This window comes from Rheinheimera mangrovi (assembly GCF_003990335.1).
GTDB classification, from domain to species: domain Bacteria; phylum Pseudomonadota; class Gammaproteobacteria; order Enterobacterales; family Alteromonadaceae; genus Pararheinheimera; species Pararheinheimera mangrovi.
Window position 1 is genome coordinate 848743 of sequence record NZ_CP034683.1, and the last position, 13550, is coordinate 862292.

The following is a 13550-nucleotide window of genomic DNA, read 5'->3' on the forward strand; positions in this document are numbered from 1 at the left end:
ATACTTAAGATGAAAACAAGAGGCGCTGTATCAGCGCCTCTTGTTTTTAGACTGAGCCTCTTTCGTAGTAGCGCAGTGGCACAGGTGCTGCCGGGCCAAAATAGTAGCCTTGGGCGTAGCTGATACCACAACGTTCCAGCGCATCCAGAGACTGTTTGCTTTCGACCATCTCAGCGATGATCAGCAACTGAGTTTGTTTGGCAAAAGAGCTGATATGTTCAATAAAGAGTTGAGCGTCCTGATCTGAGCTTATCAGCTCAATTAAGCTGCCATGAATTTTTAAACCGTCTACCCGCAATTGCAGCAGATCGGCCATACCTACACCACTGGCCACCCCAAAATCATCCAGCAGTACTTTAGCTCCAGCTTTTTGTAACGCAGCTATAGCATCGCGGCAGCGTTCAAACTGAGGCAATACTCCGGCTTCCGCCAGTTCAAAATACACCCGCTCTGGTTTTGGATAATGCTGTAGGTAGTCGAGGAAAAACTGCTGTAATTCATCATCCACTAAATCTCGGCAATTGACGTTAATAGACCAGCTGACTTCAGAGGCCGCAAACTGACTGGCACTTTTAATAAACATCATTTTGGTCAGTTCTGTATCCAGATGGCTACGGTTGATGATGCTTAAAAACTGGTCTGGCGTCAGTATGCTGCCGTCAGTGCGTAAAATACGGGCCAGACATTCATACTGGAATATTTCGCCAGTGCTGATTTGGACCACGGGCTGGAAGTAGGGCACTATTTGTTCATGGCCTATAGCTTCACGCACTTCTTTGGCCATTTTGATATTGGTATGCAGGTGTTGTTTCAGCGCTAATAAATTATCTGAATACACCACTAAAGACTGTTGCTGCAAGCGTGCGGTATTGACCGCCAGTGTGGCATTTTCCAATACCGCTGCGGCAGGTGATAAAGCTACACCTAAAGTCACAGTAAAGAGTAAATAGGGGTCGTTTAGTACGGGCTGAGAGAAATCAAAACTTTTTAGTTTGTCGTGCAATTCATTGTCAGAAATACTGGCCACGCGACGGATCGCCAGTTTCTCAAAGGACAAGCGATACAAGCGGAAGGAGCGGCCTAAATGCAATTGCAGTTGATGGATAAATTGGTTAAAAGCTTGTTCTGCTATTAGGTTACCGTACAAGTTGCTGATTTCTTCGAGATTATTGACCTGCAAAATAGCTAATTGACTTAAACCACCGGTTTCACGGCGCAAATGAGCCTCTAAAGCTAAAGCATTACGCCGCCCCGAGCTGCGATCCGTGGTCAGGTTGTTTCGCAGTACCATGGCGTAACTCAATGCCAGCAGTAAGGCCAAAGCAAAAAATATCGACCCACTTAAAACCGACTCTTGCATGCTATCCAACAACCATTGCTCTAAATCTGTGATGGCAATATCTGCTCCGGCTAAATAAATTGTGCCATCGGCACTCTGGTATGGCATCAGCACAGAGCGGAAATGACCAAACTGATCAACCGACTCTTCAAACACTGGCGTTATAGAAGCAAAAGCGGCTTTATTCGCTGCTGTCGCCTCTGGGTAGTAATCGTAAAAGTAACTCAACTGGCCACGCAACAGGTCATCTTCGGTATAACTCGAAGAGGTGAAATGTACTTTGCCGTCCACCTGAATCATGCTGTAGACATACTGCAATTTTAAATCTTTGGCATAGAGGCTGAGTTTCTTGGCAATTTTAAGATAGTCAGCTCTGGAAATATGCTGCGGGCCATTGATGTTGTTGTGGTAATTGTCACCTAACAGATAAGGCACAGCTTTAACCGCATTCACCAGCTGTAAGTCAACCTGAGCAAGTTTAGTCTGGTAGGTTTGCTGGTACTGGTAAAATACGTAAGCAGCAATGGCGAGTAGGTACACCACCAGGCTAAGGACAATAAAATGTGTTGAACGGATCCGTAACATGCAATGACTCGTTAAAAAAGGGACCTTAAAACAATACCTTGATAGCTTAGCTGATTTAATTCAGGCTGACAGCTAATACTTTGAACTGAATTCGGTTGGCGCTTTTATGGACATTTTCTGCAATCTGGTAGCGACATTCAGTAAAAATAGCGGGTTCATGCAACTCTTTGCAGCAAGATGATCAACAGATGAAATTTTTTAAAGACATTTAAAGGTGCATTTAGTACAGTGACCTCCTTTTTGACTTACTGATTTTACGGCCTGAAAACACAAAATAAGAAGCCGAAATAGCGACAACGGTGAGACAGGATACGAATGACAGAATTAAACAAACGTCAGGCTACAGCTTCTGAAGAAGCCTTGTGGCGGATATTTACTGTGCCAGAGGCTCCGGACTCGACTTTAAGTATCATCGAACAGAATATTTCGCAAAACCTGGCTGGTTTTTTACGCGAAAGTATTGTCGCTGTGGAAAAACCACTGTGGCAAATTGAGCGCGATTTTCAGGCCCATCAAATACCCTCTGAACCTAAATTTGTCTCGGATTATGCCGAGCAAATGATGGAAAAGTTGGTGGCGCATTCAGTACATACTGCAGCCCCAAGTTTTATTGGTCATATGACCTCAGCTTTGCCCTATTTTGTGTTGCCGCTGTCAAAAATGATGGTGGGTTTAAACCAGAATCTGGTGAAAATCGAAACGTCCAAAGCATTTACTCCGCTAGAGCGTCAGGTCATCGGCATGATGCACCATCTGGTGTATGGCGAGGGCGATAGCTTTTATAAAAAATGGATGCACAGCGCTAACCATTCCTTAGGTGCATTTTGTTCAGGCGGCACCATCGCTAATATCACAGCGCTCTGGATAGCCCGTAACCGCTTATTAAAAGCCGAAGGTGACTTTAAAGGCGTGGCCAAAGAAGGCTTGTTCCGTGCCATGAAATATTATGGTTACGAAGGCTTAGCTATTTTAGTGTCAGAGCGGGGTCATTATTCCTTGGGCAAAGCCGCTGATATTTTAGGTATAGGCCGCGAGTTTTTAGTTCCGGTGAAAACCGATGCCAATAACAAAGTACAAATTGAAGAAATGCGCCGCGTCAGCCGTGAGCTGAATGATAAAAATATCAAAGTAATGGCGATAGTGGGTGTGGCTGGCACAACAGAAACCGGCAACGTTGACCCATTGAATGATTTAGCCGATTTAGCCTCTGAACTGGGTTGTCATTTCCATGTTGATGCCGCCTGGGGTGGGGCTACTTTATTATCAGATAAGTACCGTTATCTGCTGAGCGGCATAGAGCGGGCGGATTCAGTCACTATAGATGCGCATAAACAAATGTATGTGCCGATGGGCGCTGGTATGGTGGTGTTTAAGCATCCATCTTCAGCCCATGCAATAGAACATCACGCTGAATATATTCTGCGTAAAGGTTCCAAAGATTTAGGTAGCCAGACGCTGGAAGGTTCACGCCCTGGTATGGCCATGTTGGTGCATGCCTGCTTACAGGTAATTGGCCGTCAGGGTTATGAAATTCTGATTAACCGCAGTCTGGACAAAGCCCGTTATTTTGCCGGTTTGATTAAAGAACACGCAGAGTTTGAGCTGATCACTGAACCTGAGCTGTGTTTATTAACCTATCGTTATGTACCGGCCGAAGTTCAGCGTGCTATGGCGAAAGCTTCGCCCGACAAACTACATAAGTTTAATGAGCTGCTAAATGGTTTAACCCGCTTTATTCAGAAAACCCAAAGGGAAGAAGGCCGCTCTTTTGTCTCCCGTACCCGGATTAAACCTGAACGTTATCAGCGTCAGGACACTGTGGTGTTCCGTGTAGTGTTGGCAAATCCGCTGACGACAGATCAAATTTTATTTGATGTGCTGGAAGAACAGCAGCAAGTGGCCGCTTTGGATAAAGAGTTTTTGCCTAAGTTATTACAACTGGCTAAAGACAGCGCAGCCTGATCTTATTCTGTGAAGCGCAGGTTCACTGTAGTTAAAAAGCCCAATCACAGCACTGAAGTGTGAAGTGACCGGGCTTTTTTTATGGCGCCAGAGCGGTAATAACTTACCAATCAGGGTTCAATCGCCATACCAAGCAGGCCCTGACCATTCGCCAAAGTACCCAGTTTTTTGTTTTGTCCTGTCTGTAAATCTAATTGATACAGAGTACTGGCCGGCTCTGCTGTTGTGCTGACAGCCATAAAACTTAGGTTACTTAAGTCGGAAATATCAAAGGAGATCTGTTGCAGCGATTGTAGTCCAAGGCTGCCTACGGTAAACAACTGGCCTGTATTAGGTGATACCGCTGGCGTTGTGCCTTCTTTACTGCCTTGGGTTACCAGCGTGCCATGGGTTTTATCTATGGCGTAGTTGGTCGTCAGCGTGCTGTCTTGTTGGTTGTAGGTATAAGCTGCAGCCACTATGGTGGGTTTTTTGCCAAAGTTAGCGTCCTTGTCTGCGTAGTGCAGTTCAGGGTCAACAGAAGCTAAAGCTGCGGTCTTTGGGTGTAGTCTTAAGTTTTGACCATGCTCATTCACCACCCGGATCCGGTCAGCCACAGGGTTAAAATCAAAGCCAAACTGACCTTTTTTTAAGGTGCCTGCAGATAAAACAGGGCCTGTGGCTGTCAGTTTTCCAGTGCCGGTGTCTATACTGTACAACTGGCCTTGGTCGGATAATGCGAATAAAACGCCGTAAGCAACGCGGTAATCTATGCCAACTAAAGCCTCGCCTGTTGCCAGGCCTGAAAGTGTTTTCTGTTCGACTATTTTGTCCGGAGCTGCAACCTTCACTTTGATGAGTTGATGTGTATTATCAAGCAGCCAGAGTGTTTCATTGCCTTTTAAAGCGGGCATAGTGGCTGCGCTCAGTTCTGAAGATAGGCCAGCCGATAAAAGGCCAGTTGCAGCCAGCAGGGTAGAACCGAAAATCTGTTTTGTTATTTTCATCAATCCTTCCTTTATTACGTCAGACTGACACTATGACAGGTCTGTATTATGGTGGAGCAGAGTTATCACTCTGCCGCTTGTTACCATAGTGCAGTCAGAAGGTGTTCGTAAAGGCGTTCATAGTTTCTTACATCTTCATGCATTGCTAAGCGTCGCTGGCAGAGTTACTTTAGAGTTCGGGTTTATTCAAGAGGGAAGTACGATGTCAGATAAAAGCTTAGCTTTATCCAATGATAAAATGATCGCTGGAGTTTGTGGTGGTATAGCAGAGTACTTTGGCTGGTCCAGCGGTGGTGTACGGCTGGTGTATGTGCTGCTGTCGGTGTTGTCCGCCGCTTTTCCCGGCATATTTGTTTATGTCATTTTGTGGTTGTTGATGCCAAGAAAAGACAGCCTTTAACCAGCTGTGATTGAAAGAGCAAACTTGTTATGTATTCAGGCCAATGCCTTTGTGCTGAAGTAAAAGTAGAAATTCGTGGTGCTATTACCGACATTATTCATTGCCACTGTTCCTTGTGCCGTAAATCCAGCGGCACGGCTTATGCGACCAACGGCTTCGTATCCAGTACAGAATTCAGTGTGATTCAAGGCAAAGAACTGCTCAAAGCCTTTTCGTTAAAACAAGGCAGGTTGCGGCATTTTTGCTCCAACTGCGGCAGTCCTGTGTACAGCTCAAGCGCTGCAGACCCAGGCAGGATCCGCATTCGTTTGGGCATACTGGATTCAGAAATCACCGAGCGTCCCATCAGCCATAACTTTGTTTCGTCAAAAGCCAGCTGGGATAATCTGGATGCAGACTTGCCACGTTATGATGGCCATGAACCTGGCCGAAGCTGAATCACTGCGGCTCTGAAGCTAAACACCACACCAATTGATGGGGGTTGCCATCCAAAGGCAACTGCAAAATACCCTCATTGCAATCAGATCAGCGCATTTTTTGTTGGCCAAAAGAGTTGGGCGTAACCTGAGGCAGTGTGCAGAAACGAATTGCCTGCTTGAGGAGAAGGCTGACAGGCTAGAAGAACAGTTGGTTTTTCTCAGTTCAGTGTCGTACAGACCGGGTCAGAGCTTTGGCTCTGACCCACAGTTCGTTCTTCTGAGAGTTAAACTTCGATATTATCAATCAGCCGCGTATTGCCCAGATAAGCAGCGGCCAGTATCACCAAAGAAGCAGTTGAGTCTGTCGCTGGTACTAAGGTCTGGCGGTTAGAAATGTTGATGTAATCTGCTTTGAAACCTGCAGCATTGAGCTGATCTTTGGCTTGTTGCTCTAAAGCACGTAAATCGCTGAAGCCCTGACTTAATTGCTGTTTCATCCACTGCAAGGTGCGGTATAAAGCCGGTGCTGTGGTACGTTGTTCTTTGGTTAAATACCCATTGCGGGAACTTAACGCCAAACCATCTTCAGCGCGGGTTGTTGGTACCCCAATGATTTCAATAGGCATGGACAAGTCAGCCACCATCTGGCGGATAATAGCTAATTGTTGGTAGTCTTTCTGGCCAAAGCAGGCGATATCCGGCTGCACCAGATTAAACAGCTTAGTGACTATGGTCGACACGCCACGAAAATGCCCGGCACGGCTGGCGCCGCAGTGATAGTCGCCCAACAGCGGCACTTCGACATAAGTTTGTACATCCAGCCCCCTTGGATAAATAACGGCGGGCGTAGGGGTAAATACCGCGTCAGCACCATGTTCCGTCAATCCTTTGCAGTCCTGTTCTAAAGTGCGGGGGTATTTGTCTAAATCTTCATTAGCACCAAACTGCATTGGATTCACAAAAATACTGACAATAACCCGGTCTGCTCTTTGTTTGGCGGTATCGACTAACTGCAAATGGCCCTGATGCAAATTGCCCATAGTCGGCACAAAGGCAACCCGTTCACCAGCACTGCGCCATTGACGAATTAAAGCGCGTAGCTGGGCAATATCCTGAATCATTAACATAGAGATTGAACCTTAAAAGCTATGTTCTGGACCAGGGAACTGGCCTTGTTTGACATCCTGAATGTATTTACCTATGGCTTGTTTAATTTCGCCGGTTTCCTGCAGGAAATTCTTCGAGAATTTAGGGATATAGCCAGAGCTGATGCCCAATAAATCATGCATCACTAAAATCTGACCATCGGTTTCTTTGCCTGCGCCTATTCCTATCACCGGAATCACCAGTGCTTTGGATATACGTTCAGCTAAGGCTGATGGAATGCATTCAACGACCAATAGCTGAGCGCCTGCTTCCTGTAACGCTATGGCCTGTTGCACCATTAAGTCAGCCGCCTGCTCATCGCGGCCCTGTACCTTAAAACCACCAAATACATGCACAGACTGTGGTGTTAAACCTAAGTGGCCACAAACCGGAATACCACGTTCGGTTAAGGCTTTAATGGTAGGTAATAAAAAATCACCGCCTTCAAGCTTGACCATATTGGCACCGGCTTGCATTAAAGGCGTAGCGTTTTGCATCGCCTGTTCCACTGTGGCGTAACTCATAAATGGCATATCGGCAATGACAAATGCCAGCGGTGCACCAGCGCGGACGCAGCGCGTGTGATAAGCAATTTCAGCTGTGGTCACAGGCAAAGTGTCGCTGTGGCCCTGCAGTACCATACCTAAAGAGTCACCGATCAGAATAACTTCCACACCGGCATCGGCAAACAATTTAGCGAAACTGGCATCGTAAGCCGTTAAGGCGGTAATTTTTTCGCCTTTTTGTTTCATCTTCAGCAATTGAGCAGTGGTAATTTTTGCCATTTCTTTCTCATCCGACCACAAGGGAATAATTCGGGGCGCACCTTGGCATAAAACCATGAGGCGCGCAAGTTATCAGAGACGAGTCAGGCCGTTTAAAGGCACAGTCGTCAACAACTCACTCAGCTTAGTGTTATCAGGTAATACAAGGTTTAAGTCTAGTTCTGCCAGCGGGTATAGCACAAACTCACGAGTTTTCATGCCGTAATGTGGCACTGTTAAGCGTTCTGTTTGAATGATGTCATGACCAAACAGCAGAATATCTAAATCCAGAGTACGAGGGCCCCAGCGTTCGTCTTTACGTTGCCGGCCTTGTTCAAGCTCAATCTGTTGCAGTTCTGTCAGCAAGTGTTCTGCGGATAAGCGGGTATGAAGCGCTGCCACTGCATTGACGTAATCCGGCTGATCCTGTGGCCCCATAGGTTTGGAGCCATAGAAAGACGAGACCTGCACAAGCTCAGTGTCTTTGATGCTCTGCAAAGCTAAAACCGCACGTTCTAATTGCTGCACCGGCTGGGCTAAATTAGCGCCCAGCCCAATATACACAAGGGTATTAGCCATTGGCCGGGCCAGAAGGGCGACGTTTGGTGGGGGGGCGACGGCGGCGTGGACGGCGTTCAATACCTTCTTTACCGAGGTTTTGTACTAAAGTTTCACGGCCTGCTTCGTCATCGGACTGGAAACGTTGCCACCAGTTGGCCAGCTCCAATAATTCGCCGCCTTCGGCCTGAGCGCGTAATTGCAGGAAATCATAAGCCCCACGGAATTTTACCTGCTCCATCAATTTAAAGGCGCGACGGCCAGCTCGTTTGCTTAAACGGCTTTGCAGGAACCATATGTCTTTAATGGTCAGGCTAAAACGTTTTGGAATGGCGATAGAACGCTGTACTTCGTCCAGCACTTCCATCATGGCAATGTTCAGTGCGTCCACTTCGTTTAAACCACTTTCAACCAGCAGTTTTTCTGCACGTTGTTCAACCGGATACCATAACAAAGCTGCAAAGGTAAAAGCCGGTGTCACAGGTTTATCAATGGCAACCCGCTGATCCGTATCCTGCATAGCTTTGGTGATCATGTTAAAAACTTTGCCGCTACTATCCTGTTTTAACACTTTGGCCAGTTGAGGCAACAGCTGCTTAATAATGCCTAAATCGTTCAGCATCACAAAGTTATCAAAGGCTTTGCCTGCCATAAATAACTTGAGGAATTCTTCAAATAAACGGGCTGCCGGAATGTTTTTCAATAGCACAGCCAGCTCTTTAATAGGCTCTTTGCTCTCTGCTGCTATGTCCATATTCAGCTTGGTAGCAAAACGCACAGCACGCAGCATCCGCACCGGATCTTCACGGTAACGGGTTTCAGGATCGCCAATTAGCTCAATTTTGCGCGCTGCTATGGCTTCAATACCGTTGGCAAAGTCGTAAATCGCAAAGTCAGCCACTGAGTAGTACAAGGCATTGATGCTAAAGTCGCGACGTTCAGCGTCTTCTTCAATGGTGCCATACACGTTGTCACGCAGAATCTGGCCGGCATCACTTTGGCTGGCTTTAGGGCTTGTTTCATCATCGCCTGTGTGATGGCCACGAAAGGTAGCGACTTCAATCACTTCACGGCCAAATACCACATGAGCCAAACGGAAGCGACGACCAATCAGGCGGCTGTTTTTAAACACCTGACGCACTTGTTCCGGGTGAGCATTGGTCACCACGTCAAAATCTTTTGGTTTTAAGCCAAGCAAAATATCGCGGATGCAACCACCAACCAGGTAGGCCTCATAACCCGCATCTTTTAAGCGGTATAACACCTTTAATGCGTTCGGGCTGATGTCTTTGCGCGACACTGAATGAGCATCACGGGATATTTTTTTCAGCTCCGGCAGAATGGACTGACGGCTTTTTTTGGGTTGAGCAACGCTCTCAACGCTTTTGCTGCCAAGGGTGCGGCGGCAAAAATCCAGGACTCGCGAAATAATGGCAGTACTCCTTGTGAGCTTAGCTAAATGAACTCGATGAAAAAAGCGGCTAATGATACCGCAGCCTCTGGAAAAATAGAACGTGCGGCCTTGTGCTTTCTGGAAAATCTCTGATTTTTTACAGGAAATCTGCCGATTTTTGCTCGCTTTGTTTTGGGATTTGTCTGATCTGCCAGTGTGCACTGGCCCATGCCAGTAATTCGCTGGCCTCAGCCCCAACTAAATCTGCTGGGGGTGGGTGGCCCAAAAAACGTAAAACAGCAGTTAAAGTGGCACTGACGGGCCAGTCTTCAACAGCTGGTGCATGGTTTTGTTTGCTGAGTTTGAAGCCTGGTTCAGTCACAGCCAAAGGCAGATGTAGATATGCAGGGGCTGTTGCACCAAGTAGCTGAAACAAAGCTTGTTGTCTGGACGTCAGGTCAATCAGGTCAGCGCCACGCACCACCTCTGTAATACCTTGATCCAAATCGTCGACTACAACCACCAACTGATAGGCAAATAAGCCATCACGGCGTTTTAAAATATAATCTTCAGCGGCGAGGGCCGTGGGGATCTGCACTTCACCAGCTAAAAGGTCGGTAAAGCTTGGCGCAGTAGCCGGTGCTTTTAAACGCCAGGCAAGCATGCCTTCTGTCAGCTGTTTATCGCGACAATAGCCATCATAACCTTGTGGCAGGCTTTGAATACGAGAGCGGTTGCAGTTACAGCCGTAGGTTAGTTGCTGTTGTTGAAATAGCTCCAACACCTGCTGGTAACGCTCTAGTCGTTGACTTTGCACCCAGACATCACCATCCCACAGTAATTGATAGCGCTCTAAGGTTCGTAAAATGCCATCGGCTGCACCAGCCTGCATACGGGGACTGTCGATATCTTCCATCCGCACCAGCCACTGACCTTGTTGGGATTTTGCTTGCAGATAGCTGCCCACAGCAGCAATGAGGGATCCAAAATGCAAAGGGCCGGATGGCGATGGCGCAAACCGGCCCCTGTATGCAGGAGGGACAACAGGCATCATTAACCGCCCAGTTGTTTTTCCTTGATTTCAGCGAGCGTTTTACAGTCGATACACATATCGGCTGTAGGGCGGGCTTCTAAACGTTTGATACCAATTTCGATACCACAGGTGTCGCAGAAACCAAAGTCTTCGTCTTCGATTTTTTGTAGCGTTTTTTCAATCTTTTTCAGTAATTTACGTTCGCGATCCCGAGCTCGTAATTCCAGACTGAACTCTTCTTCCTGAGCAGCACGATCCACTGGATCCGGGAAGTTTGCAGCTTCGTCGGCCATATGGTTTTTGGTGCGATCCACTTCTTCGCGTAACTGTTGACGCCATGCGTCCAGAATGCGGCGGAAATGGTCCAGCTGTTTTGGGTTCATGTACTCTTCGCCTTGCGCGGCCTGATAAGGCTCTACGCCTGCAAGGGCTAACAGTCCCAAGGTTTTTACGGTTTTGCCTTCTGGCATGATCATCTCCTGTAAAACAGTGCCAAGCAAAAAGTTGGCGGCTAGTGATAGCAGAAAAATATGACAGCTGCAATCACTATTAAAAAAGCCGCCGAAGTATACAGAGCAGAACCGCCTGCGTCACCTTTTTTCCTGCGGTCCACAAATTCGGCTGGTTTAAAAAAACAACACTCTAAACCGCAGAAACATCACTTGGGAAGCATTGTTCTGTACTATCCCAGTTAACTTATTCAAAACAGAAGATATTTATTGCATGACTTTGCTAAAGTAATGCTCTTTTTATGACAGAAAGGTGCTTATATGGCCATCGAATGGATTATCGCGTATTTGTTGCTGGGGGCAGTTGTAGGTTTTTTTGCAGGCTTATTAGGGGTAGGCGGCGGCGGTATTATGGTACCTGTACTGACTGCTTTATTTTTAGCACAGCAATTTCCTGCTGAATTATCCGTGCATATGGCTCTGGCTACCTCTATGGCTGCCATTATAGTGACGTCTTTTGCCAGTATGAGAAGTCACCAGCAGCATGGCGCTATTTTATGGCCTGTGGTCTGGAAGTTAACTCCGGCCATATTAATAGGCACTGTAGCTGCGGCTTATCTGGCGGCTGCTTTATCTTCTTTGGCTTTGGCGATATTTTTCTGCTGTTTTATGAGTTATGTCGCACTACAGATGCTGCTGAATATTAAACCTAAAGCCAGCCGCCAGTTACCAGGCGTTATAGGCTTAAGTGGGGTTGGGCTGGTGATCGGGGCCGTATCCGCTTTGGTGGCTATAGGGGGAGGTTCGCTGACAGTGCCTTTTTTGACCTGGTGTAATGTCAAAATCCAGCAGGCGATAGGCACTTCTGCTGCAGTTGGCTTACCTATAGCCATCAGCGGTACGCTGGGTTATTTCCTTGCTGGTGCTTCGACAGATGCAGTATTGCCAGAGTACAGCCTGGGTTATGTGTATTTGCCTGCCATGTTGTTAATTGCGGCTGTCAGTTACTTTACCGCGCCGCTTGGTGCTGCGTTAGCGCACCGTTTGCCTGTGGCCACTTTAAAGAAAGTATTTGCCGCATTGCTCATTGCATTGAGCGCTAAAATGTTACACAGCGTCTTAACCTCATAAAGCCCTGTGATACACTCGGCTCATACTTTATCGACGCACTATCCACGCATTAAGAGATAAAAAACTATGTCAGATCTAATTCAAATTCGCTTAAGCAGCGCTGCTGCAGATGCCAAGTGGGGCAAAAATGTGCTGCTGACACCAGATGCGGCTGGTTATCAACTTCATGTCAAAGCTGCTGATTTACGTGCAGTGCAAAAAGCTGGTCGTCAATTAGATGCCTTAGGTATTCAACAGTTTCAACTGGCAGGTGATGGCTGGACTGTCGATAGCCAGTGGGCTTTGTATCAGGGTTTTTGTACAGCTAAGAAATTAGGTGCTATCGGCTGGACGGGGACAGATGCCGAACAACAGCAATTACAGCAGTTGCACCAAACTTTTAGCTGGGCTAAAGCTATTATCAACCAAACCCCAGAAGATTTAGCCCCTGTTACTTTGGCTGAACAGGCTGCAGCTTTTGTTCAGTCTGTAGCGCCAGCTGGCACAGTATCCACTGAAATTATTGCGGGTTCTACTTTGCTGGAACAGGGCTGGGTCGGTATTCATGCCGTAGGCCGTGGCAGTGAGCGTGACCCGGCTATGTTAGTGCTGGACTACAATCCAACTGGTCAGGCTGATGCACCGGTTTTTGCCGCTTTAGTAGGTAAAGGTATTACTTTTGATTCGGGTGGTTATTCAATTAAAGCCAGCGAAGGCATGGTGACCATGAAATGCGATATGGGCGGTGCAGCCACTGTTACAGCCGCTTTAGCTTTGGCCATTTTGCAGGGCTTAAACAAAAGAGTGCAGCTGATTTTATGCTGTGCCGAAAACCTGATCTCAGGTGGTGCCTTTAAACTGGGTGATATCCTGACCTATAAAAATGGCGTCACTGTCGAAATCGTTAATACCGATGCTGAAGGCCGTTTAGTACTGGCTGATGGTCTGCAAAAAGCTGCAGAAGCAGCGCCTGAACTGATCATTGATGCAGCTACTTTAACCGGTGCTGCAATGAATGCTTTAGGTTCCGAATACAATGCAGTCTTTGCTTTGGATAAGGCCTTAGCACAACGTGTGTTAGGTTATGCCGAACAAGTGCAGGAAGGCGCCTGGCAACTACCGCTGGAGAAATGGCATCAGGGCCAATGCCCTTCACCTTATGCCGATACAGCCAATAGCCGTCCTGTCAAAGGTGGGGGCACAGGTGGAGCCAGCAATGCGGCAGGTTTTTTAAGTCGTTTTGTGCCTAACGACGGCAAAGGTTGGGTTCATTTAGATTTAGCTGCAGCTTTCCATAATTCAGCCAATGGTTTTTGGGCCGCAGGTGCAACAGGTATGGGCATTCGTTTAGTGGCTCAAACTCTGACTCAGGAATAATCTTTGGCTGATTGCTGTTTAAGGCAGCA

The 13550-nt window shown here is 47.1% G+C and carries 13 protein-coding genes; 5 read left to right on the forward strand and 8 right to left on the reverse strand.

All coding sequences use genetic code 11. The features are described from left to right. Window positions 1–46: 46 nt before the first annotated feature. Window positions 47–1924, reverse strand: coding sequence for an EAL domain-containing protein (locus EK374_RS03995; protein WP_127020353.1), 1878 nt, complete (start codon window positions 1922–1924; stop codon window positions 47–49). A gap of 315 nt (window positions 1925–2239) precedes the next feature. Between EK374_RS03995 and panP the strand changes: the two genes are divergently transcribed. Continuing rightward, window positions 2240–3886 (forward strand): pyridoxal-dependent aspartate 1-decarboxylase PanP, encoded by a 1647-nt coding sequence (panP, locus tag EK374_RS04000; RefSeq protein ID WP_127020355.1) that lies wholly within the window; start codon window positions 2240–2242, stop codon window positions 3884–3886. Between the two features lie 110 nt (window positions 3887–3996). Here panP and EK374_RS04005 read toward each other — a convergent pair whose 3' ends face one another. Then, window positions 3997–4872, reverse strand: coding sequence for a DUF4394 domain-containing protein (locus EK374_RS04005; protein WP_206099278.1), 876 nt, complete (start codon window positions 4870–4872; stop codon window positions 3997–3999). A gap of 202 nt (window positions 4873–5074) precedes the next feature. Between EK374_RS04005 and EK374_RS04010 the strand changes: the two genes are divergently transcribed. Both EK374_RS04010 and EK374_RS04015 read left to right on the forward strand, forming a co-directional pair. Beyond that, complete coding sequence (locus EK374_RS04010) at window positions 5075–5272, forward strand: PspC domain-containing protein (protein WP_127020357.1); 198 nt, start codon at window positions 5075–5077, stop codon at window positions 5270–5272. Between the two features lie 29 nt (window positions 5273–5301). Then, window positions 5302–5709, forward strand: a complete 408-nt coding sequence (locus EK374_RS04015) for a GFA family protein (RefSeq protein ID WP_127020359.1) — start codon at window positions 5302–5304, stop codon at window positions 5707–5709. A gap of 266 nt (window positions 5710–5975) precedes the next feature. Here EK374_RS04015 and panC read toward each other — a convergent pair whose 3' ends face one another. The 6 genes from panC to dksA all read right to left on the reverse strand — a co-directional run bounded on the left by panC (window position 5976) and on the right by dksA (window position 11055). Then, window positions 5976–6818, reverse strand: coding sequence for a pantoate--beta-alanine ligase (gene panC, locus EK374_RS04020; RefSeq protein WP_127020361.1), 843 nt, complete (start codon window positions 6816–6818; stop codon window positions 5976–5978). 12 nt (window positions 6819–6830) lie between these two features. Next, window positions 6831–7622: a 3-methyl-2-oxobutanoate hydroxymethyltransferase gene (gene panB / locus EK374_RS04025; protein WP_127020363.1), complete on the reverse strand. Its 792-nt coding sequence runs from the start codon at window positions 7620–7622 to the stop codon at window positions 6831–6833. Between the two features lie 72 nt (window positions 7623–7694). Continuing rightward, on the reverse strand, window positions 7695–8180 hold the full coding sequence (gene folK, locus EK374_RS04030; RefSeq protein WP_127020365.1) for a 2-amino-4-hydroxy-6-hydroxymethyldihydropteridine diphosphokinase: 486 nt from the start codon (window positions 8178–8180) through the stop codon (window positions 7695–7697). After that, window positions 8173–9459, reverse strand: a complete 1287-nt coding sequence (pcnB, locus tag EK374_RS04035; protein ID WP_233280329.1) for a polynucleotide adenylyltransferase PcnB — start codon at window positions 9457–9459, stop codon at window positions 8173–8175. The genes folK and pcnB overlap by 8 nt, the downstream gene beginning before the upstream one ends. 250 nt (window positions 9460–9709) lie before the next feature. Then, window positions 9710–10606, reverse strand: coding sequence for a tRNA glutamyl-Q(34) synthetase GluQRS (gluQRS, locus tag EK374_RS04040; protein ID WP_127020367.1), 897 nt, complete (start codon window positions 10604–10606; stop codon window positions 9710–9712). Next, a complete protein-coding gene (dksA, locus tag EK374_RS04045; protein WP_127020369.1) occupies window positions 10606–11055 on the reverse strand; it encodes an RNA polymerase-binding protein DksA in 450 nt (149 codons plus the stop codon). The genes gluQRS and dksA overlap by 1 nt, the downstream gene beginning before the upstream one ends. 300 nt (window positions 11056–11355) lie before the next feature. Between dksA and EK374_RS04050 the strand changes: the two genes are divergently transcribed. After that, complete coding sequence (locus EK374_RS04050; RefSeq protein ID WP_127020371.1) at window positions 11356–12165, forward strand: sulfite exporter TauE/SafE family protein; 810 nt, start codon at window positions 11356–11358, stop codon at window positions 12163–12165. Between the two features lie 66 nt (window positions 12166–12231). Continuing rightward, window positions 12232–13521: an aminopeptidase PepB gene (gene pepB / locus EK374_RS04055; protein WP_127020373.1), complete on the forward strand. Its 1290-nt coding sequence runs from the start codon at window positions 12232–12234 to the stop codon at window positions 13519–13521. Window positions 13522–13550 lie beyond the last annotated feature (29 nt).